Consider the following 22,554-nt stretch of genomic DNA (forward strand, 5'->3'; position numbering starts at 1 on the left):
CAGAATGGGCAAAGACGCTGCCGAGCTTTCCACCTACAGACCGCGCGCCGCATGGTTCGACGGGCTGACGGAATGCGGCCCGGCGACGATCAAGCTCAACATCATTGAAGCGGACCCTTCCAATCCGCTTGCCGAAGCTGCGGTGGGCATCGCCCGCAGGCAGATCGCAAATGCTGCGGCAAGGCTCGAAGCCCTGCCGCATCAGGACGCCGGTTTCGCCATTCTCCATCAGGGTGAGGAAAGCCTGTGGCTTCTGCTCCACTGGTGGCTGGAAGGCGGCATCGCAACGGAAATGCTGTGGCAGTCCGAACTCGGCGACGAGATCGAATTCATGCCCGCACAGCCTTTGCTGATGGCCTGCGTCTGGGAACTCGGAATTATTGACTTTGAACGGCGCGCTTGGATGGAGACGGCCATGTCCGGCAAACCCATCGCCGATTATCTTGCGCGCACTTTGCCACGGGGCACGGTATGACCACTCGCATCGACACCAAATTCGCCGCATTGAAGACCGAAGGCCGTCCGGCGCTGGTCACATATTTCATGGGTGGCGATCCCGACCTCGAAACCTCGCTCAAGATCATGAAGGCGCTGCCGAAGGCCGGTGCGGATGTGATCGAGCTGGGCATGGCCTTTTCCGATCCGATGGCTGACGGCCCGGCTATCGAGGCTGCTGGTCTGCGCGCCCTGAAAGCCGGACAGTCGCTGACCAAGACGCTCTACATGGCAGCCGAATTCCGCAAGGAAGACGACACGACCCCGATCGTGCTGATGGGCTATTACAATCCGATCTATATCTATGGCGTCGAGCGCTTTCTCGCCGATGCCAAGGCTTCCGGCGTTGATGGCCTGATCATTGTTGATCTGCCGTCGGAAATGGATGCTGAGCTTTGCGTCCCGGCCATGAAAGCCGGTATCAACTTCGTTCGCCTGACTACGCCGACCACCGACGACAACCGTCTGCCGAAGGTTCTGCATAATGCATCGGGCTTCGTCTATTACGTCTCGATGAACGGCATCACGGGCTCGGCCATCGCCGATACGGCGCGCGTCGGCGACGCGGTGCGTCACATCAAGAAGAGCACCGATCTGCCGATCTGCGTCGGCTTCGGCATCAAGACGCCGGAACAGGCTGCTGCCATTGCCGCCCATGCGGATGGCGTTGTCGTTGGCACGGCAATCGTCAATGCGGTGGCCAGTGAATTGACGCCGGAAGGTGCCCTTAAGGGCGATCCTGTGGCCGCTGTGAGCAAACTTGTCGGTGCACTGGCGCAAAGCGTTCGCACAACACGCCTTGAAGCCGCCCAATAAATCGTCCATTTAAGCGGGTAGAGTTGCTTTTCCGCATAAGCGGGCGCAAAGACGCCCGCACTTTCTGTCGGAACTGCTTGCCGTCGAAGAACAAGAAACGGAACCAAACGTCATGAACTGGATCACCAACTACGTTCGTCCGAAGATCAATTCGATGCTTGGTCGTCGCGAAATGCCGGAAAACCTCTGGATCAAGGATCCGTCGACCGGCGAGATGGTGTTTCACAAGGATCTGGAGAGCAACCAGTTCGTGATCCCGTCTTCGGGCCATCACATGCGCATCAAGGCGAAAGACCGCCTGCGCTTCTTCTTCGACAATGGCGAATATACCACGCTCGACGCACCGAAGGTTCCGGTTGATCCGCTGAAATTCCGCGACGAGAAGAAATATATCGACCGCCTCAAGGATTACCGCACCCGCACTGGCATGGACGATGCCATCGTCAATGGCCTCGGCACCATCGAAGGCCTGCCGATTGTCGCCACCGTGCAGGATTTCGGCTTCATGGGCGGCTCGCTCGGCATGGGCGCTGGCGAAGCGATCATTCAGGGCTTCGAAAAGGCCATTGAGCTGAAGCGTCCGCTGGTTCTGTTCGCAGCATCGGGCGGCGCGCGCATGCAGGAAGGTATTCTCTCGCTGATGCAGCTTCCGCGCACCACCGTTGCCGTGGAAATGCTGAAAGAAGCAGGCCTGCCTTACATCGTCGTGCTCACCAACCCGACCACAGGTGGCGTGACAGCTTCCTACGCCATGCTGGGCGACATTCACATTGCCGAGCCGGGCGCACTGATCGGCTTTGCCGGTCCGCGCGTGATCGAACAGACCATCCGCGAAAAGCTGCCGGAAGGCTTCCAGAGCGCTGAATATCTGATGGAGCACGGCATGGTGGACATGGTTGTGCCACGCACCGAGCTGAAGGAAACGATTGCACGTCTCCTGAAAATCATGACCAAACAGCCGGCCAACACCGACAGCCCGGTATCGCCAAAGCCGGATAGCGATAGCAAGGCGGCCTGACATGGGCAGCCAGATCGTGGCAGGCAAGGCGGCTGCCGCTATCGAGCGGCTAATGCAACTGCATCCGAAAGGATTTGACCTCTCTCTGGACCGCATTCGCGGTCTATTGGAGAGGCTTGGCAATCCGCATCTCAAACTACCGCCAGTGATCCATATTGCCGGGACCAACGGCAAGGGATCGGCGACCGCCTTCTGCCGCGCCATTCTTGAGGCGGGCGGCTTTGACGTCCACGTCCACACCTCTCCGCATCTGGTCAACTGGCACGAGCGCTATCGTCTGGCTGCGCCCGGCGGCGGCAAGCTGGTCGAGGACGATGTACTGGCCGATGCCATCGAGCGCGTTGCGACTGCCAATGGCGGCCAGCACATTACGGTCTTTGAAATTCTCACCGCCGTAGCCTTTGTGCTGTTTGCCGAGCATCCCGCCGATGTCGTCATCATGGAAGTCGGCCTTGGCGGTCGTTTTGACGCGACCAACGTCATTCCCGAACCTGCCGTATCGCTGATCATGCCGGTCTCCATCGACCATCAGGCTTTTCTTGGCGACCGCGTGGAGCTGATCGCCGCCGAAAAGGCCGGGATCATCAAGAAGGATTGCCCGGTTGTTGTCGGCTTTCAGCCTTTCGATGCGGCGCGGGAAGTGCTCGTTTCCACGGCGGATCGTCTGGGCTGCCCTGTATCAGTGTACGGACAGGATTTCCTGGCCTTTGAAGAACATGGCCGCATGGTCTTCCAGAACGAAGACGGGCTGATTGATCTGCCGCTTCCGCGCCTGCCCGGCCGTCACCAGATTGCCAATGCCGCCGCCGCTATCGAAACAGTGCAGCTTGCGGGCTTCAACATCCCCGACAAGGCCGTCGAAAAAGCGCTGATGGTTGTGGATTGGCCCGCGCGCATGCAGCGGCTGACCCACGGAACACTGGTCGATCTCGCACCGGCAACGTCGGAAATCTGGCTCGACGGTGGTCACAATCCGGGTGCAGGCGCAGTGATCGCGGAAGCTTTCGGCGATCTCGAAGAACGCAATGCGCGTCCGCTGTTCCTGATTACCGGCATGATCAACACCAAGGACCCTGTCGGCTATTTTGAGGCTTTTGCGGGCATGGCGCGCCATGTCTTCACCGTGCCGATCCCATCCAGCGATGCAGGCATACCGAACGATGCGCTGGCCGTATCGGCCCAAAAGGCTGGTCTGTCAGCCGAACCGGTCCACTCGGTCGCCAATGCGCTGAAGCTCCTGCACGATACATGGCCTGCCGATGAAATCCCGCCGCGCATCCTGATTGGTGGCTCGCTTTATCTAGCTGGCGAAGTATTGGAAGAGAACAATACACCACCCACCTAATAAAATTAGAATATTATGAGATAATTATTAATCACTCTTTCGCTTTTATTTATATCCATTAATTACTGATTGTATTTTTAATAATGGATATTTAAATGCGAAATACAATTATTATTTCAACAATTATATTTTTGAGCTTTTCGGCTACATCTTCTTTTGCTGCAAGTACCACAAACGGAGCCTACACAAAGGGAATTCGCACTAAGGTAATGCCATTTTGCGCTATCGGCACGAATCCTTCTGCCGATGGCAAATACTATATTCTGGGCACGCATGACGAATGCAAGCCGATTAATACCGGCAACACCGACATCAAGAAGAAGTTGAAATAAGCCCACGCGGGCTTCTTCAAGCAATAAAAAACCCGGCACCAAGGCCGGGTTTTTTATTGGAATGCTGTTATGCCGTTTTAACACGCATCTTATCCGAAAACTGTTTCACAGTTTTCGGGATGCGCTCTGATTAAGCGGCAGAAGCCTTGATCCAGTCGGCAAGGCGGCTCTTCGGAGCAGCGCCAACCATATTGGCGGCGAGTTCGCCGTCCTTGAACATCAGGAGCGTCGGGATCGAGCGCACACCGAACTGGGCTGCGAGTTCCGGATTTTCATCGATGTTGACCTTGGCGATCTTGACCTGACCTGCCATTTCCGCAGCGATCTCATCAAGCGCCGGAGCGATCATCTTGCATGGACCGCACCATTCCGCCCAGAAATCCACCACGACCGGCTCGTTCGACTGAAGAACGTCCGACTGAAAATTGCTGTTATCGACCTTAACGGTTGCCATAGGGCTATCCTCTACATTGGTAAGAACGGCAGACATCTTCACAGACTCACACGCAATCCGCTCTTTCTTCGCTATATCATGTGGCGTGTCTGCTGCCATCCGTCAAGTTCTAGTTATTGAACTTTCCTTGAGAGTCTTTCAGCGCCTGCATGGCTTCATCAAGCACAGTATCAGACAGCGGCAAAAGGAACGGTCCCTCGGTAAAAAGCAATGCTGTTTCCACGACCCGCCCCGGATAGAGCGGCTCCAGCAGCGCCTTATAAAGTGCGAGCTGTGCACGATAGGCAAATGGAACCGCCTCGACGGTCTTTGGCGGCGGCCTGTTGGTCTTATAGTCGACGACGAGCACGCGGGTCTCGTCAACACTGATACGATCGACCTGACCGGACACGGCATGATCGCGCCCGCCAAGATTGATCGTGCCCATGATTGCAACTTCGCCACGGGAACCAGACGCGAAAACCGGTGCAAATCGCTGATCACCCAGTATAGCCTTCACGCTCAGAACGGCATTGTGGCGCTCGGCCTCCGGCCAGTCACCCGCTATCCGGGCGAGATAATCTTCCGCCAGCTTTTCCCGCTCTCCCTCCGGAACTTCAGGCAGATATTGCAGCAGCATGTGGATGGCCGTGCCGCGTCGCAAGGCAAAGCCGGGCGCACCGTCACCGACGATATCCCCGAGCACAGGCGAGCTGACGTCAAGCGGCGGCTCTTCATCCGCCTCGATCAATGCTGATGCACCAGAAGGCGCAAGAGGACGCGGGAGACCCGCTTCGGGCTTCACCGGCAGCAGATATTCCGGCGGCAGATCGGGCAATGGGGTCGCCTTTGCCTGATCCGGCTCGATAATTTCCGTCAATCCGCGTGGCGTGTTGCGGTAGCGCCGGGCGGCGACACCTTGCACGGGATGCACGAAGGTCTCGGATTTGATGGCAAGCGCGTCCTCGGCAAGCCGGTGCCATGTCTCACCGCTCTCGCGCGTGCCGCGATAGCCACAGATGATGAGGCGGTCTTCGGCGCGCGTCATGCCGACATAAAGCAGGCGGCGATATTCTTCCTCAGCGCGGACTTTCAGCTCTTCGACACGTGAAGCGGTAAAGCCGGTCTGCCACCCGCCATTCGGCTGCCAGAGATAGCCTTTCACTGGCGCACCATCGTTCGGCAGATCATAGGGGATCAGCTTTGGCGCACGGCTTCCGGTCCAGACGGCGCTGCCGGGATCAACCAGAAACACCACCGCACCCTCAAGGCCTTTGGCCGCGTGGACCGTCATGAGGCGCACTTCGTTGCGGCCCTGATCCAGCTCACGTTTGATTTCCGGCGAGGCTGCATCCAGCGTTTCAAGGAAAGCCTGCAAGCCCGGCAGACCCGCACGCTCGGCAGAAAGCGCGTAGTTTTGAAACTCGTCGATAATGTCGCCCGCTTCCGGCCCAAGCCGCGCCAGAAGCTTTCGGCGCGCGCCGTCGGCGCTTAGAATGCGCGCATAGAACTCGAAAACTGGCATCGTGTCGGCCATGCCGCGCCAGCGGCTCAAGGTCTTGTGGATCGCGCCAAGCGCCTCATCGTCACGCGAGACGCGATAGAGATGCTCGAACAGCGTCGAGCCTGACCCACGCGGATAAGCGAGCGCAAACAGCCTGTCATCATCCCAGCCGAAGAGCGGGCTTTTGAGAAGCGAAGCCAGCGAAAGATCATCCGAGGGCTGCAAAACGAAACGCCCGAGCGCCATCAGATCCTGAATGGCGATATGGCTGGTGAGGCGCAGACGGTCCGCACCGGCCACAGGCACGCCAAGGTTCTTCAGCGCCCGTGACAAGGCAGGCATGAACTGATCACGCTTGCGCACCAGCACCATGATATCACGCGGCGCGATGCGCCGGTTCTGACCCGGTATGGGTTCGCCTCTATCCAGCCAGTAGCGAATGGTGGCGGCGATCTGTTCGGCCAGTCGCACGGCGGGTGCCGCAAGATGATCGACAGGCACGCGCCAGTCATCCGGCTCTTCCACCGCTTCCGGCGTCAACATATCCCAGATTTCCACTTCGCCTGGCGCGTCGGCGCGAATGGCATCGTGGACCGTAGCGCCCGCAAGCCCACGATTGGCTTCCGGTCTTGCAAACACTTCATCCACCGCCTGCAACACATCAGGAGCCGAGCGGAACGAGAAGTTGAGACTGACGCGCTCGAATTTCAGATCGGCATCGCCTGCGCGAAGACTGACTGAGCGGCCCTGCGCGGCAAAATCCTCCGGCACGGCCCCCTGGAACGAATAGATCGACTGCTTTTCGTCGCCGACGGCAAACAGCGTGCGTTGCAGATTGCGCTGGCCGAGACCGGCAAAAAACTCCTCCGACAGCATGCGAATGACCTGCCACTGGTCGGGGCTGGTATCCTGCGCTTCATCAACGAGGATATGATCGATGCCGCGATCAAGCTTGTACTGCACCCACTGCCCTGCCCCATCGCGGGCGAGCAGCGCCACGGTTCGCGTGATCAGATCTTCAAAGTCGAGCAGGCCGCGCTTGCGCTTGAGATCATGATAGCGTTGCAGGAGATCATCGATCAGCGTCAGCGCAGCCAGATTGAGCCGCACGAGACGCAATTCCTTCAGCCGGTCGAGCCCCATTTCAACACGGGCAGCAGCGCCATCGAACGCCTCCTCGAATTCCGGCAGCAGTTTCTTCACTGCCGCCGAACCGACATAGCCACCTGATTTCGGCTCTCCGGTGCTTTTCAGAAATGCAGCGCGCAGCACGGCCTCGCGGTCACGGGCGGCGCTCACTTTGTCGTAGCGCTTCAGCTGTAGCGCAAAATCATGCGCACGCGCCGCACCCTTCTGGATCGAAAGAATGAGATCGAGCGCGTCATCGGAAAATTCAGGGACCGGCCAGAGTTCAGCCAGAATATCGCTTTCGCGCTCATCCGGATCGAAGCCAAAGGCGCGATGCAGAGTCTCGACACGCGTTTCGGCGACGCCCAACTCGGCGATATAGCGCTGTAGGCCGTTACGCCGGTTTACAGCCTCGTCCAGCAGCGACTGCAGCCCCATTTCGCCTGATGCCTGCAAGACATCGGCAAAGGCCGCTGCAATATCCGTATCGCCGCCGCCATGCGCGGTTTCGAGCAGCTGACGCCGTGCTTCGCCCACGAGTGCTGCCTGCATCAGGTCGTCCATCATCTCGAAATGACCGGCGATATTCGCCTCAAGTGGAAACTGATGCAGGATGGCTTCGCAAAACGCGTGGATGGTCTGAATTTTCAGGCCGCCCGGCGTTTCCAGTGCGCGGGCGAACAGCCGCCGTGCCACCGCGAGACGGGGAGCGCCCGGCCTGCGACCTTCAAGCGATTTCAACCGCTCGGCCAGTTCACTATCCGGCAGCACCGCCCATTCCGACAGACGCGCAAAAACACGGTTCTGCATCACGGCTGCCGCAGCCTTCGTATAGGTGAGGCAGAGAATTTTCGAGGGATCGGTCCCTTCGAGCAACAGGCGGATAACGCGTTCGGTCAGAACATGCGTCTTTCCAGATCCGGCGTTGGCCGACACCCAGACAGAGGCGGCGGGATCGGCTGCCCGTGTCTGTGCGTCGATGGTTTCCGGCGGGATATAGAGTTTCTTCTTCATTCGCCGCCCTCCCCACCGGCATCGCCGCCAGCGGACCATTCCAGCACACGTGCAAGGTGATCATAGTCGCCCGTCAGCTCAGTTTCACGGAACGGTAGCGCGCGCGAAAGATAACCCTTATCCGGCTTCTGATATTCAGCAAGCAATTGCGCAAGGCGTTGCCACGCTTCTTCACCCAAAGCGGGTGCGGTTTTTTCCGATGGCGGTCTGCTGATCTTCAAGATGGATTCCGGTTTCACCTCGCCCCCGGCACGAAGCCGCACATAGGTGAGATCCGACGCCCGAACAGAGCCCACCTCGCGGAATGCGCCGCGCACCAGAAGAGCAGCCTCCAGCGCCAGCTGCGGCGACAGGAGGACATGCGCCTGACGCGGCGAAGGCGTAGAGCCGGTTTTATAGTCGATGATATCCGCGGTGCCGTCCCGCATCAGATCGATACGGTCAGCGCGGCCTGAAAGGGTGATACCAAGGTTTTCGATCTCCCGTTTATCCGAGGCGATTTCCGCAAACCGTGTCTGTACATTATAGGCGCGCTCCCGCTCCCATTCGAGAAACTGGGGGATCAGCGCCGTGAAACGCGGCCACCAGACGGCTTCGATCTCGGTCGGCAAATCCATATCGGCAAACAGGATGCGCCCCAGTTCCATCAAACGCTCGGCGGCATCGGGAGCCAGCGGATCGATATTTTCCTGCGTGAAATGTCCAAGAATGTCATGGAACAGCGTGCCGCGTTCCGCCGCCGCCGGATCACGAATCAATGGCTCCAGCGGACGCAGCTTGAGAATTTTCTTGGCGAAAATCGCGTAAGGATCGCGACGCAGTGTTTCCACTTCCGTGACGGAGAAATGTTTGGGCCGCGCTGCAACCGGCGGCGCAGGCTCAGGCCTCTTGACGAAAGGTACATCCGGTGCACGATCAATCTCCCGCGACCAGTGCAGGAAACGCTGGCCACGCTGGCGCATTTCCTTTGTCACATCCGCACCCAGCACAGTTTCCAGCCGCTGCAACCAGCGCGATGTCACCGTTGGTGCGTTGTCGGAACGCTGCGAGCGCGACAGCACCACATGGTCCATGCCAAGCGCCATTTGGAAATCATGCGCGGCAAGGCCCGTGCGCCGCTCTGGCGGATCAAGCGCGATCATCGCTTTCATCGGGCGCGACATGAAGGGATCGTTGCGGGTCTTGGCAGGCCAGCTGCCTTCGTTCAGACCGCCGATCACCACCGTGTCGACCGTCTGCAGCCGCGCTTCGAGCGCACCCCAGACGAAGACGCGCGGATGACCGCCCGGATGCGGCTTGACCGTTTCGCCAGCCATCAGTGCATCCAGAATTGCAGGCCATTCGCTGGCTTCGAAATCCAGTTCCGACTCGCTCGAAACCAGACCGCGCAGGAAGGAGGCAACCTTTTCGCCGCGCTCACCGGAATAGAAGGCCGCGACACTGCCGTTTTCATCGCGCGCCATGTTCTCAATGGCTTCAGCTGTTGCCCGTGCTATCTCAGCAATATTGGTTCGTCGGCTTGTTGTCGCGAAAGGCGCCAACGGCGCAACAGCCTGGGACAGGTTTTCGCAAAGACCGCGCGCGGCGGCGATCATCTCCGGCGTGATACTGTCGTGCCATGCCGGACGCCAGGACTGGTTGGCGCTTTCTTCCAGTCGTCGATCGAAAAAAGCTGGCAGATCAGTGACCGAAGCGCGGCCCGTGCCGCCGCGAAAGGCAACAAGCTCCAGCGTTTCGCCAGCCAGACGCCGGTCGATGCGCGGTGTTTCCAGCCGCAGCAAAGGGTGCTTCACCAGCGCCAGCAAGGCCACCGGATCGCCGGGATTGAACACCGTTTCGACCGTCAGGCGCAGAAGCGTCGAGGTCTCTACATCGCGCAAATGCCGCCCGCCGGAATCATCGGCATCAATGCCGAAACGCGCCAGTTCGCCAACCACGCGCCGCGCCAGATTGCGATCCGCCGTCACCAGCGCCGCGATCTTGCCCTCCTCGTGAATGGCATTGCGCAGCGCCAGCGCCACCGACAGGGCTTCCTCGCGTTCGTTTGCCGCCTCAATGAGGTCGATTTTGTGGGCCGAAGCCAGAAGAACATCCGGCTGCATATCCGGGTGTTGGCTGAGCGCACCCCACGCATCAGTCGTTTCCGCCGGCCGCAGCGCTTCACTCACAACGCGTTCCAGAACACGCTTCGATTTTTTCTTGCGCATGATCTCATCCGAAAAGTCTGTCAACTTTTCGGGATCATGCGTCGGCATATCCTCAATATGCTCGACATCTTCGCGAAGAGTCCCGATAGCACGCAGCAACTTGTGCAGGCCATATTGCGGATGTCCGAAGGTCGAGGGATTGTCCTCGGCCTCGCCCAGCATTTTCCACGCATCATCGTCCAGATCACGATCAAGCCCCGGCAGAACGACTGCGCCATTCGGCAGATGGGCGATAACGGAAACCAGTTCGGCGGTGGCCGGAATGGAACCCGTTGAACCAGCGGCGATGACCGGCCCCGGAGGTGGGTTATCGCGCAGGCGCGCCACCTCACCCCAGATCAACTCGTTGCGGTGTGCTGCCGGATTGGACAGCTTGCGCTCGGCCAGAATATCGGGCCACAGCTTGGTGACGATATCGAGGAAACCGAGCGTCACCCGCCACCAGTCGGCAAGATCGTCCGGCGCGATCGTGGCAAGTTCACTCCATTTCGCGCCATCGGTTTCCACCTGATCCATCAGCCCGGCCAGATCGCGGGCCAGCCAGATGGCATCGGCGGTCGTGGCCGGAACCGATACATCGTCAACGCCGAACAGCGCACGCACATGGGCAGGCAGGGATTCACGCCATGGACGGATCAGACGCGCCAGCAGCAAAAGCCGCTCGGCCTTTGCAATTGGCGGGTTGAGGTCGAACACGCCCGCCGCCCCAGCATTGAAAAAAGCCGCGTCCTCATCCACATCGCCCAGCGGTCGTATCGCTGGCAAAATAGCGCTCTTAGCCGGATTCATATCGACGATAACAGATCGCAGAGCACGCGCTGCACGACGCGTCGGAACGTAAATGGTTGCGCTGGCCAGTGCCAGAGGATCTGCTGGATTGCCGGGAAAACCTTCGATCAGCCTTCCCTCAAGCAGGGCCTTGGCAAAGGCTGGCAGGAAGGGCGTTCCGGAAGGAATGGAAAACAGCCTTGGCTTTGTTTTGCTCATGCTGTTTCTCTCCTTCATCAATTACCTTGGCTCAAACCAGTGCGGAAAGTGCGGCCTCCGCTTGCGCTATGGCCTCTGGCGTTCCGACCGTCAGCCAATGCCCCACCATGGGCATACCATAAAGACGGCCTTCAGCGATGGCCTTATCGAAATATCGATTGAGCGACGCCACTTCAGGCGTTGCACCTGCAAAAATGCGCGGGTGAATGATACCAGCCCCGGCATAGATCAGCGGCGTTCCGGGCACATCGCGAGCACGGCGCAAACGGCCTGCATCATCGGCGACGAAATCGCCCTTCCCTTCGAAACCAGTGGCCTGATCAAGCCCCGCCGTCATCAGCAGGATATCCATGCAGGTATCGTCCCAGGCTTCGCCTAAAGCCGTAAGATTGGGCTTCGCTGTATCACCCACCCAGAATGTATCGGCGTTCAGAAGATAGAACGGAGACGTTCCCAGCTGTGGCAATGCCTTTACGATACCGCCTGCGGAATCGAGCAGCAGATCACGCTCGTCGGAAATGACGATATGCGGCTCCGCGCGGTCAGCGAGATAGGTATCCAGTTGGTCGGCTAAATAATGGACATTTACCACCGCGTTGGGCACGCCAACAGCTTCCAGCGCGTCCAGACCCCAGTCGATCAGTGGCTTTCCCGCGACTTTGACCAGCGGCTTTGGAATTGTCTCGGTGATGGGGCGCATACGCTTGCCAAGCCCCGCCGCCAGAACCATGGCCGTCTCAGGCATTTTCATTGCGCACGAACCCTTCCTGCATCAACCCCAATTCGCGGAACCATGCCGCCACGGGCGCCATGACCGGATGAACAAGCACACGCCCGAGATAATCATGGATGCGCGGCAGATGGTTGAGATAAGCCGGTTTGCCGTCGCGCTCATCAAGCCGCACAAAGAGTCCGAGCAGCTTGGCATTGCGTTGCGCGCCCATGGCCGCATAGGCCTTGCGGAACAGAGCTTCGTCGAAAGCATGGCCGAGGCGACGGCGCTCCTCACAATAAGCCGCCACGACCGCCTGCTCCAGTTCGACGGAGATCGTCACGCGCGCGTCGAGCGCCAGCGAGGCCACATCATATGCAGCGGGACCGATCATCGCGTCCTGAAAATCGATGGTTCCGATCCTGTCCTTGCCTTCGGCTTCCGGAAACCAGAACAGGTTCGGCGAATGATAATCGCGCAGCAAAAGGCTCTGTTCGACATCAGCGATATCGACAATCACCCTGTCCCACGCGGCTTCGTAAGCCTGCTTTTCAGCGTCGGTCAGTTGCCGCCCCATCATGCGCGGCGCATACCACTGCCCGACAAGGCTCACCTCAATCATCATGGCATCACGGTCGAAAGGCGCAATCAGGTGATAGGCGTAGCCATCGAGCGGCACGCGGTTCGGCCAGTCCACACCATGCACATGCGCGAGAAAGCGCCCTGCCGCCTCGTAGCGTTCCGCCACCGGCTCACCGGATTCAGCACGCATGCCCTCTACGCCCAGATTTTCCAGAACCAGAAAACCTGCATCCAGATCAGCGGCGCGCATGTCCGGCACACGAAAACCATGCGCGGCCAGAAGCCCGTCAATGGCCGCGAAAGCCAGGATATTTTCGGCCAGATGCGCAATCTGCCGATAGGTCTTGCCGTCACGCAACGGCGGATCATAGGGCATCTGCGGCGCATTCATGAGAATTTCGACGCCATGCGCAGTGCGGATCGTTTCATATTTGCGCGGAGATGCATCGCCTTGCAGATAACGCCGCTCGGCACCCTGCCGGTCGTAACGGTCAAGGAAAGCGCGAATGGCCAGCGAACGCTCCAGACGGCTGATCGCCGCCTGCGGCCCGGTAATGGCGATGCGCCGCCCTGCCCCTTCATGCGAAAGCGTGACCGAGAAATTCGCTTCGGGCAAAAAGCCCTCGCCGCGTTCCGGCCATTCGGAAAGCACAACACCATCATCCAGAAATTCGACCAGTCCCAGCTCGTCGAGTTCTTCTCCCGACGACAGGCGATAAAGATCGGCATGAGCGACCGGTAAACGAAGCGCATCGTAGCTCTGCACCAACGTGAAGGTCGGGCTTGGCACTTCCAGCCCCGGATCGTCAGCAATGGCGCGGATTATTGCGCGTGCCAGCGACGACTTCCCCGCCCCCAGATCGCCGGAAAGCGTGACCAGATCGCCCTTTTGCAGAGCAAGAGCGAAGTCCTCGCCAAACCGGAGTGTGGCGGCTTCATCGGGCAGGTAGGATTCGAGAATCTGTGTTTGGGCGCTCATAGGCTCAGGACCGGCTAATTTGGTGCAAATGGTGTGAGGCCATCCGTTCGGATACGCGGAGAAAAGGCGAAGGAAATGTGGTTCATTTTCTAGCCTTTTCGACGATGTAGCCGGGCGAATGGACCACATCCTTCGGACACCGAAATGACTGGCGATCTGCTGCGTCGAGCTGCTTGACCGGGGGAACCGCCCCGTTCTTCACATCTCTCCTGGCAACTCTTGTCATTTCAGGTGCCATTTCCATCAAATTAGTCAGTCCTGAGCCTAGCACCGTTTACCTTATTCGGCAGCAACACGGAAGCTGCGTGTCTCCGACGGGAAGCGGCAGATGACGGTCGTTCCCCTGCCCGCGCCGGTCTCGATATCGACCTTGCCGCCATGCAGCTCCACGAAGCTTTTCACGATAGCAAGACCAAGCCCGGCACCGCGCTTGCGCCCGCCATTGGGGTAGGACTGGAAGCGCTTGAAGACAGTGTCCAGAACTTCCGGCGGCATACCATGCCCGTCATCATGAACAGAGAAGACCACTTCGGACCCTTCACGGGCAACCTGCAACGTGACAGTCGAGCCTTCCGGCGCGTAATTCGTCGCGTTGGACAGAAGGTTGAAAAGCACCTGACGCACGCGATTGGCATCCGCCTTGAATACATCGACATCGTCGGCAATATCGACATCAAGGCCGATATCATGGTCGCGCAGACGTTCGCTCACCCGCGAAGCAGCAGCGGAAATCGCTTCCACCACCGAAACATCGCCGATGTCCAGCTCCATGATGCCGGCATCAACGGTCGCGAGATCGAGAATATCGTTCACAATGGTCAGCAGGACCGAGGAAGACGTGCTGATATGCTCCAGATATTCGACCTGACGCTCGTTGAGCGAGCCGAAGGACGGGGTCTGCAGCAGTTCGGTAAAGCCGATAATGTTGGTCAGCGGCGAACGCAGCTCGTAGGAGACGTGCTGCACGAAATCGTTCTTGATCTGGTCGGCCAGTTCCAGCGCTTCGTTCTTTTCCTTCAGGGCACGCTCAACGCGCACCGTATCGGTCACATCGATGAAGGTGAGCATGGTCTGCCCCTTGGGCAACGGCACCACGGCGAAGGACAGGATCACACCGTCATCCAGCTCCACCTGCCCCATGCGACCGTCACGCTGGTCGAGGAAACCGGTCACCGAGGACACGAAATCGTCCCAGAGACCACTTCCGCCGCGTTCGCGGCAAAGCTTTGAAATCGTGGAGATATGCGTGCCCACCACGACCATGGCAGCAGGCAATGACCACAGATCCGCAAAGGACGGATTGGAAAGGCGCATGCGGCCATCGGAGCCGAACACCGCCACGGCCTCAGCCAGATGATCCAGCGTTTCGCCCTGAACCTTGATCAGCGTGTTGTAGCGGCCTTCGAGTTCGAACTTTTCTGTCATATTCTCGAAGAACCAGGTCACGCCTCCTTGCGGATGCGGATTTGCCACCACACGCATCGTGCGCGTATCCGGCAGATGCCACATATGCTCCTGCGGCTCGACAGCGCGATAGGCGGACAGCATGCCGTCCTTCCATTTGCGCCATTCCGGCTGTTCCGGCAGCTTGCCTTCGGACCGCAGGCGGTCGAAGAGCAAGGTGTTGCTCGGCTGGGTTTCCAGCCAAGCCGTATCGAGCGACCAGAGCTTCGCAAAGGCCTGATTGAAGAACTGGAGCTTCATCTCCGGATCGAAAATCGCCACGGCCGTGGAGAGCTGATCCAGTGTTTCAGCGTGGCTTTTCAGCGTGCGGCTCAGTTCTTCGCGCACCTGCTCGACTTCGCTCAGATCAAAGCCGAGACCGGCGGAACCGCCCTCGGCGCTCACATCGGTCACATCGAAAATTCGGCGATCGCCGCGCACAACTGTCGGCAATTGCTCATGCAGAACCGGCTCGGCAAAACGATCCCGCTCCAGGCGGATCCGCGCCTGCGCGCCGAAAAGCTCACGGCCTTCCGCGATCGCCTGGCTGGTATCGGGCATATCCACCGCACGCGCATAGGCCTGATTGACCCATTCGATGCGGCCATTGCCATCGCGAACCCAGACCGGTTGCTCGATGCGTTCCAACAGGCGGCGCAGGAGTTCAACCCGTTCCGACAATTCGCGGTTCTGCGCCTGAAGTGCGGCGCGTTCCGCCTGAACGCCTTGCAGGCTGAAGAAGCGGGCGACGGCCAGACCGCCGGACGTGCGGCCATAAACATCAAGCAGCGTGCCATTATTGGTTTCGACCGTCAGATCGAAGGTGCGCGCATGTTCGCGCAGCGACGCGACGGCGCGTTCCAGTGCCGTCACCGATTGCGGGCGCAGCCAGCGGCCGAAAGCCAGAAATGCCGAACGATCCTGCGGCGCACCGCTTTCATCCGGCAATTGCCCGACCACATCGGCCCGCACCGTATGACCGTCCCAGACGACGATCCGCTGATCCTTGAGATTGAGAAGCGCTTCGTTGCGCTGCGCAGTGAGGCTCAGATCGGAAAGTTTTGAACGCAGGTCCTTGTTTTCATTGGCAGCGCGCGAACGCTCACGAATGAGCCAGCCTGCGGAAAGCAGCGCCGCGCCCATGGCGCCGACAAACATGGAAAACTGGATAACTTCGAAAGCGCCGACGCTGCCGCCGCCAAAAGGCAGCTCGATGCGCGCGCCATCAGCGCCCTGCGCGAAAGCAGGCATTGCGGCAAGAACGGCGGAAACCGACACGGTCGCCTTCAAAACGACCTGCCGAAGCGGCTTTGTAATACAAGCGAGGGCAACCGTCAGGCTTCTGCCTTTTCCGATTGTGGAATTGCCCCGGGCCTGATCCGGTAAGCCGACTTCTGGCATGTTTCCCTTTTCTCCGCCACCCGACTGCACAACCCGTAAAAACGGACGCGCACCCGTATTTCAACACTTCAACGTCTCGATTGGCCATCACGCACCGCCACAGTGCCCGATAGCCAAACGTGTTTCAGGGACGAAGCGACCAGTCGCTTCCCGCCGAAACCGGCAAAAAACGCACTACGCGAACACCCGCCAAAACACATTGTTTCTTCGCATACCCGACCGCCAAAACCGCAATACACTTTTGCCGGGAATGCTTTTGATTCGTCTTCACAATACCCTTCCGACGAATCCACGTGAAGCGTGTCGCGCGCAAAAAGAAAGATCGGACAGCTTGTCAACTGCCCGATCTCAACATGTAGTAGAATGCTTAACCTATGGTTAATATCTGTAGTGTTCGGACTTGTACGGGCCCTGTGGAGTGACGCCGATATACGCAGCCTGTTCCTCAGAAAGCACAGTCAGCTTCGCACCCAGCTTGTCGAGATGCAGGCGTGCGACCTTCTCGTCGAGATGCTTCGGCAGAACATAGACTTCGTTCTTGTAGGCTTCCGGACGCGTGTAGAGCTCGATCTGGGCCAGCACCTGGTTGGTGAAGGAAGCCGACATCACGAAGCTCGGATGGCCGGTTGCGTTGCCGAGATTGAGCAGGCGGCCTTCCGAGAGAAGGATCAGGCGCTTGCCATCCGGGAACTCGATCAGATCGACCTGCGGCTTGACGTTGGTCCACTTCAGATTGCGCAGAGCGGCAATCTGAATTTCGTTGTCGAAGTGACCGATATTGCCGACGATGCACATGTCTTTCATCTTGCGCATGTCGTCCAGCGTGATGACGTCCTTGTTGCCGGTCGTGGTGATCACGATATCGGCGGTCGGAGCAGCATCGCTGAGCGTTACGACTTCAAAGCCGTCCATGGCGGCCTGAAGGGCGCAGATCGGATCGACTTCCGTCACCTTGACGCGTGCGCCAGCGCCGGCCAGCGACTGGGCGGAGCCTTTGCCAACATCGCCGTAACCGCAGACGACGGCGACCTTGCCAGCCATCATCACGTCGGTGCCGCGACGGATACCGTCGACCAGCGATTCCTTGCAGCCATACTTGTTGTCGAACTTCGACTTGGTGACGCTGTCATTGACGTTGATGGCCGGGAAGGGCAGGAGACCCTTCTTCTGCAGCTGGTACAGACGATTGACGCCCGTGGTGGTTTCTTCCGTCACGCCCTTGATGGCATCGCGCTGCTTCGTGAAGAAGCCCGGCGTCGCAGCCATGCGCTTCTTGATCTGCGCGAAGAGAACTTCCTCTTCTTCCGAACCCGGGTTCGTCAGAACGTCTTCACCAGCTTCAGCGCGTGCGCCGATGAGGATGTACATGGTGGCGTCGCCGCCATCGTCGAGGATCATGTTGGACGGCTGGCCATCCGGCCACTGGAAGATCTGGTCGGTATAGGTCCAGTATTCTTCAAGGGTTTCGCCCTTAATGGCGAAAACCGGGGTGCCGGTTGCAGCAATTGCAGCGGCGGCATGGTCCTGCGTCGAGAAAATGTTGCACGAAGCCCAGCGCACATCGGCGCCGAGGGCCTTGAGCGTCTCGATCAGAACGGCCGTCTGAATGGTCATGTGCAGCGAACCGGAAATGCGTGCGCCCTTCAGCGGCTGCGACTTGCCAAATTCCGCGCGCGCGGCCATCAGGCCCGGCATTTCGGTTTCAGCAATGTCGAGTTCCTTGCGGCCCCAGTCGGCCAGGCTCAGATCCTTGACGACGAAATCTTGGCTTGCGGTCATCGCGTGCTCCAATCAAAAACAATTCCGATACGGCAATGAAACCGGTTCGGAATGGCGTTGTAGACATGGTTCAGGAACGGAATATCGTCGATAAAAGCCGCTCCGGCTGCCGCTTTGACTAGCAGATCGCGGGCCGAAGCACAACTTCATATAAACAAATCTTTATACGTGCATATCGAACAATTAGCCGATTGCCGGTTCCACCACGGTCAAATCGAGATTGATCCCAAGAATTTCCAACATTCTTCGGAACTCCGACGCCGGATAGGCGGTGTTCTCGGTCACCAGCGCTACGGTCTGCCCGGAGCCGCCTTGTGAGGAGGGAAGGGCCGAAACGACGCTATCCGCCGGGTCGAGAAACAGCCAATCGGGACGCGCTTTCTCAAAGAACGGTCGCAGCCAGGGCAGATGCGTACTCGACAAAGTCAGAACATCGATGTGTGGATGCTTCGCCACAATCGCATCGCAGAAGCGGGCAACGTCTTCGGCGGTGCTTGCCGGGTCTGACAGAAACAGACCGCTTTCCACAAGCTCGACCATGGGAGAAGCATTGATGAGACTAACCTCAGCCGATCCAGTCGCTTGGGTATGCACAAACGCGCTGAGTTCGGCGCTTTCAATCATTGAACGAACGCCCATGACCGCAACATGGCCACTGCGGCTGGTCGCGATTGCCTCCCGAACAGGAGGAGCAACCCCATAGACTGGAACAGCGAATTGATCCTTCAATTCATCCAGCACCATGATCGACGGGGCATTGGACGCCAGAACGACGCTCTCCGCACCGAGACCGATCAAATAGTCGATTGTGCTGCGCATAATGGACAACAGCTCGCTTCGCGTTTTCCCGCCATAGGGAAAACGCGCCCGATCTGCAAAATAGATGATGTCCCGCTGGGGCTGTCGGCGTCTGATCAGCTCGACCAGCGCGTAGCTTCCAATGCCTGCGTCAAACACCGCGACAGGCGCGGCAAGGCTGTCCAATGGGATCAGCATTCCTCGCCGAACTTGTCGGCAATCAGTACCTGCAAGGCATTGAGCACGGTTTCGGCCTGTTCACCGGAGGCGCTGACCTCGATGCAGCAACCGGGCGAGGCGGCCAGCATCATCAATCCCATGATGGAGGTGCCCCCAACGGTCATGCCGTCCTTGGAAACGCGGACATGCGCATCATAGCCATCGACGAGCTGGACGAACTTGGCGGAGGCGCGGGCATGCAGCCCGCGCTTGTTCACGATCTCAAGCGACCGGGAAATGGCAGTTTCGGGATCATATTCGCCAGTAAGGGTGACGCTGGACGGCATATATTACTTTCCTGTCAGAACCTGACTTGCGACGTTGATATATTTGCGCCCCGCATCCTGCGCCTCGCGAAGCGCAGTCTTGATATCACCCCCGACCCGCACGCTCGAAAGCTTGATCAGCATCGGCAGATTGACGCCTGCGATGACTTCAATCTTGCCTTCCTGCATGACCGAAATGGCCAGATTGGATGGAGTTCCACCGAACATGTCGGTCAGGATGATGACGCCGCTGCCATTTTCGGCGCGTTCAACAGCTTCGACGATATCCCGCCGACGCTGCTCCATGTCATCTTCCGCACCGATGCATACGGTTTCGAAATTATCCTGCGGGCCTACCACATGCTCAACGGCATGAAGAAACTCTTCGGCCAGCCTTCCGTGCGTAACAAGCACGAGTCCGATCATACTATAAAAGCTCCCGTCGCGCGCCCGCCGCATCACCCCGCCAGATGATCAGATGGCACCTGCTTTGTTCCAGTACGATCACTCCAAAAAACCTGTTCCGTTTTAAGGATCGTACTGCAGCCGGAACCATGCCGGCGAGTTGTGCATCTTGGCAGGGCAAATCCTTATAGCAAGTGAAAAATCTCTACCCCGCCTTGAAAAAAGCAAAATGCCGCAGCGGTGTGAAATCTTCATCGAATCGAAACCATCATCGGCTCAGCGATTCTCCGGCGACCATGGTTCGTAGAATAAAGTCGCCTCGATCGCCCGCGACAGCGCGTTGGAATCGCCATTTGACGACAGGGACGGCAAAAGCAACCGCGGCAGATCGATGGCTTCAAAACTCCAGCTTCCACCGCCGGGATAGCGCTCCGCTTCTTCGCGGGCCACAAGCCAGATCACCAGATCAAGCGTCGCACTGGCGACAAAAGGCACCCTGAACAGGCCCGCACCGCGAATCTCCACACCACCCGCAAGGGCAGCCGGAGCGCTGGCGATGAGATGATTATCTTCCGACCGCAGCATCGTGCGATCATCGCTGACCAGAAAAGCCTGTTCACCGCGAAGGGAAGCCCGCTCGATAAGTGTCAGTGCGAGTTCAGTCTTGCCCGCGCCCGAGCGGCCCATGATCATCACGCCCTTTCCGCGCAATTGCACGGTGGTGGCATGCAGACCGCTCTTGGCTTCTTCCGGGGTCATGTGCTGGCCGGAAGATCGACGATGAAGCGAGCGCCCCTGAATTCATCCGGCTTGGCCGGATCGACAATGTTCTCCGCCGTCAGCGTGCCACCATGCGCTTCGATGATCTGGCGGCTGATCGACAGACCAAGGCCGGAATTCTGTCCGAAAGCCTCCGAGGCCGGACGATCCGTATAGAAACGCTCGAAAATTCGCTCGATATTCTCGATGGGGATGCCCGGTCCGTTATCTTCGACCAGAACACGCAGACGGCTGCCTTCTCCCTGCAACGTCACCACGATACGACCCGTATCGTCCGGTACGAAGGAGCGTGCATTTTCAATGAGGTTGCTCACCACCTGACCGAGCCGCAGATCATGGCCCGCGACATAGAATGCCTTTTTGCCTGCGGGCAGCTTGCCGGTATTGAAGACGATTTCTGTGCCGATCTTGTTGCGGCGCACTTCGCGCGCGGCAGTCACAAGATTGGTGAGTAGCGTCTTCATATCCACACGATCGATATGTTCACGCGCCAGTTCGGCATCGAGACGGGAAGCATCCGAAATATCGGTGATCAGTCGATCCAGACGGCGCACATCATGCTGGATGATGTCGAGCAGACGCTTGCGCGATTCCTCGGACTTGGCGAGCGGCAGGGTCTCGACCGCGCTGCGGAGCGAGGTGAGGGGGTTCTTCAGCTCGTGACTGACATCAGCGGCAAAGCTCTCAATGGCTTCGATGCGTGTATAGAGCGAATCCGTCATCTCGCGGATGGAGGTGGAGAGATGGCCCACTTCGTCCTGACGTTCCGAGAAATCGGGAATTTCGACACGGTTCTTGACGCCATGACGGACACGATCCGCTGCAGCCGACAATTTGCGTAGCGGGCTTGCGATGGTCGATGCGAGAAAGAGCGACAGGATCACCATGACCAGCGCGACGACGCCGAACACGCGGAAGACCGCCATGCGCTCGCCCTGCACGATCTTGTCGATATCGTCGCCTTCGGTCGACAGCAGCAGCACACCGAGAATGGCACGCGAACGCTGGACAGGAACCGCGACCGAAACCACGAGTTCGCCTTTCTCGTTTCGCCGCTGCGCCGTTTGCGGGGAACCCGTCAGCGCCTTGACGATCTCTGGGAAGGCAAGACCGTTACCGCCCGGCTGTTCCTGATAGACCGGCAAGCCACCGCCAAAGAAGAAGCTGGTGAACCATCGGCTGAAACGCTCCCAAACACTGGGCTTTTCTTCCTCGATGGGCGGCAGATCATAGCGCAGCACCGGCCCGGACGACGGGAAACTCGGCGAATAGAGCGCGCGCGAATCCAGCAGCATATTGGCGTAGCGATCATAGATACGCGCACGCGTGCTGGTCGGCGAAATCAACCGGCGCAACAGCGGGGAAACCTTTTCAGGATTGATCGGGAATTCCCAATTATCGGGAGAATCGGGCGAGGGGGTCAGGCTTTGCCCGGCCTGCAGCTCCAGAAGCTTTTCCGGATCGACCATCAGCGAGTTGGTATCGACCGTTGCCGAGGCAGAAATCGCCGCAGCGATGATCTTGCCCTGAGTGAGAAGGCTTTCCACCTTCGCGTCGATCAGCCCCTCGCGGAACTGGTTCATATAGAGAATGCCGGAGACGAGAACGCCGAGCGCCGCAAGGTTGAGGAACAGGATGCGGCGCGTCAGGCTCGAAAAGAGATATTGACCGAGAAACTTGCGAAAGGGCGCAAACAGGCGACGCCAGAACACCGAGCGCTGTCGCCGCGCTCTGCGCTCACGCAAGTTCGCTTGCAAACTCGTTTTCTGGCCTGCAAGGCCTTCGTTCTGGGTCTCTGCGACCATCTCGCTTAGGTTACTCGTGCTAGAGCACATCCCGAAAAGTGTGAACGGCTTTCGGATAGGATATGCGTCAAATATTCCTGACCAATGCCGGGATATCGCACCCGGC

Annotated in this window: 17 protein-coding genes; 5 read left to right on the forward strand and 12 right to left on the reverse strand. The window is 58.8% G+C overall.

Annotated elements, in window-relative coordinates; genetic code table 11:
* The first annotated feature begins 4 nt into the window (after positions 1 to 4).
* From FHW00_RS01480 to FHW00_RS01500, 5 genes are all read left to right on the forward strand, one after another.
* Positions 5 to 475 (forward strand): hypothetical protein, encoded by a 471-nt coding sequence (locus tag FHW00_RS01480; protein WP_078337662.1) that lies wholly within the window; start codon positions 5 to 7, stop codon positions 473 to 475.
* Complete coding sequence (gene trpA / locus FHW00_RS01485) at positions 472 to 1,311, forward strand: tryptophan synthase subunit alpha (protein WP_078337661.1); 840 nt, start codon at positions 472 to 474, stop codon at positions 1,309 to 1,311. Before FHW00_RS01480 ends, trpA begins: the two co-directional genes overlap by 4 nt.
* Positions 1,312 to 1,423: 112 nt before the next feature.
* Entirely contained in the window at positions 1,424 to 2,329 is a 906-nt protein-coding gene (gene accD / locus FHW00_RS01490; protein ID WP_078337660.1) for an acetyl-CoA carboxylase, carboxyltransferase subunit beta, read from the forward strand.
* Positions 2,330 to 2,381: 52 nt separating this feature from the next.
* On the forward strand, positions 2,382 to 3,674 hold the full coding sequence (locus tag FHW00_RS01495) for a bifunctional folylpolyglutamate synthase/dihydrofolate synthase (RefSeq protein ID WP_078337819.1): 1,293 nt from the start codon (positions 2,382 to 2,384) through the stop codon (positions 3,672 to 3,674).
* 95 nt (positions 3,675 to 3,769) lie between these two features.
* A complete protein-coding gene (locus FHW00_RS01500; RefSeq protein WP_139364351.1) occupies positions 3,770 to 4,006 on the forward strand; it encodes a hypothetical protein in 237 nt (78 codons plus the stop codon).
* A gap of 130 nt (positions 4,007 to 4,136) precedes the next feature.
* On the opposite strand, the gene trxA is transcribed toward FHW00_RS01500, so the two are convergent.
* The 12 genes from trxA to FHW00_RS01560 form a co-directional block, all read right to left on the reverse strand.
* Entirely contained in the window at positions 4,137 to 4,460 is a 324-nt protein-coding gene (gene trxA, locus FHW00_RS01505; protein ID WP_078337659.1) for a thioredoxin, read from the reverse strand.
* A gap of 109 nt (positions 4,461 to 4,569) precedes the next feature.
* Positions 4,570 to 8,085 carry a double-strand break repair helicase AddA gene (gene addA / locus FHW00_RS01510; protein ID WP_078337658.1) on the reverse strand — a complete coding sequence of 1,172 codons (3,516 nt, stop codon included), beginning with the start codon at positions 8,083 to 8,085 and terminating at the stop codon, positions 4,570 to 4,572.
* Positions 8,082 to 11,279, reverse strand: coding sequence for a double-strand break repair protein AddB (gene addB, locus FHW00_RS01515; protein WP_078337657.1), 3,198 nt, complete (start codon positions 11,277 to 11,279; stop codon positions 8,082 to 8,084). Before addB ends, addA begins: the two co-directional genes overlap by 4 nt.
* A 31-nt stretch (positions 11,280 to 11,310) precedes the next feature.
* Entirely contained in the window at positions 11,311 to 12,030 is a 720-nt protein-coding gene (locus FHW00_RS01520; RefSeq protein ID WP_078337656.1) for a nucleotidyltransferase family protein, read from the reverse strand.
* Positions 12,017 to 13,552: a tRNA (adenosine(37)-N6)-threonylcarbamoyltransferase complex ATPase subunit type 1 TsaE gene (gene tsaE, locus FHW00_RS01525; RefSeq protein ID WP_078337655.1), complete on the reverse strand. Its 1,536-nt coding sequence runs from the start codon at positions 13,550 to 13,552 to the stop codon at positions 12,017 to 12,019. Before tsaE ends, FHW00_RS01520 begins: the two co-directional genes overlap by 14 nt.
* Before the next feature lie 279 nt (positions 13,553 to 13,831).
* Complete coding sequence (locus FHW00_RS01530; protein WP_445558197.1) at positions 13,832 to 16,246, reverse strand: PAS-domain containing protein; 2,415 nt, start codon at positions 16,244 to 16,246, stop codon at positions 13,832 to 13,834.
* 528 nt (positions 16,247 to 16,774) lie between these two features.
* A complete protein-coding gene (gene ahcY, locus FHW00_RS01535; RefSeq protein ID WP_078337654.1) occupies positions 16,775 to 18,175 on the reverse strand; it encodes an adenosylhomocysteinase in 1,401 nt (466 codons plus the stop codon).
* 183 nt (positions 18,176 to 18,358) lie between these two features.
* Positions 18,359 to 19,171, reverse strand: coding sequence for a glutamate racemase (locus FHW00_RS01540; protein WP_078337653.1), 813 nt, complete (start codon positions 19,169 to 19,171; stop codon positions 18,359 to 18,361).
* Positions 19,165 to 19,479, reverse strand: a complete 315-nt coding sequence (locus tag FHW00_RS01545; RefSeq protein WP_078337652.1) for an HPr family phosphocarrier protein — start codon at positions 19,477 to 19,479, stop codon at positions 19,165 to 19,167. Before FHW00_RS01545 ends, FHW00_RS01540 begins: the two co-directional genes overlap by 7 nt.
* 3 nt (positions 19,480 to 19,482) lie before the next feature.
* Positions 19,483 to 19,884 (reverse strand): PTS sugar transporter subunit IIA, encoded by a 402-nt coding sequence (locus FHW00_RS01550; RefSeq protein ID WP_078337651.1) that lies wholly within the window; start codon positions 19,882 to 19,884, stop codon positions 19,483 to 19,485.
* Between the two features lie 255 nt (positions 19,885 to 20,139).
* Positions 20,140 to 20,622 carry an HPr kinase/phosphorylase gene (locus FHW00_RS01555; RefSeq protein WP_078337650.1) on the reverse strand — a complete coding sequence of 161 codons (483 nt, stop codon included), beginning with the start codon at positions 20,620 to 20,622 and terminating at the stop codon, positions 20,140 to 20,142.
* On the reverse strand, positions 20,619 to 22,448 hold the full coding sequence (locus FHW00_RS01560; protein ID WP_078337649.1) for a stimulus-sensing domain-containing protein: 1,830 nt from the start codon (positions 22,446 to 22,448) through the stop codon (positions 20,619 to 20,621). Before FHW00_RS01560 ends, FHW00_RS01555 begins: the two co-directional genes overlap by 4 nt.
* Between the last annotated feature and the right edge of the window lie 106 nt (positions 22,449 to 22,554).

Source organism: Ochrobactrum sp. P6BSIII (assembly GCF_014138065.1).
In the GTDB taxonomy this organism is placed as follows: domain Bacteria; phylum Pseudomonadota; class Alphaproteobacteria; order Rhizobiales; family Rhizobiaceae; genus Brucella.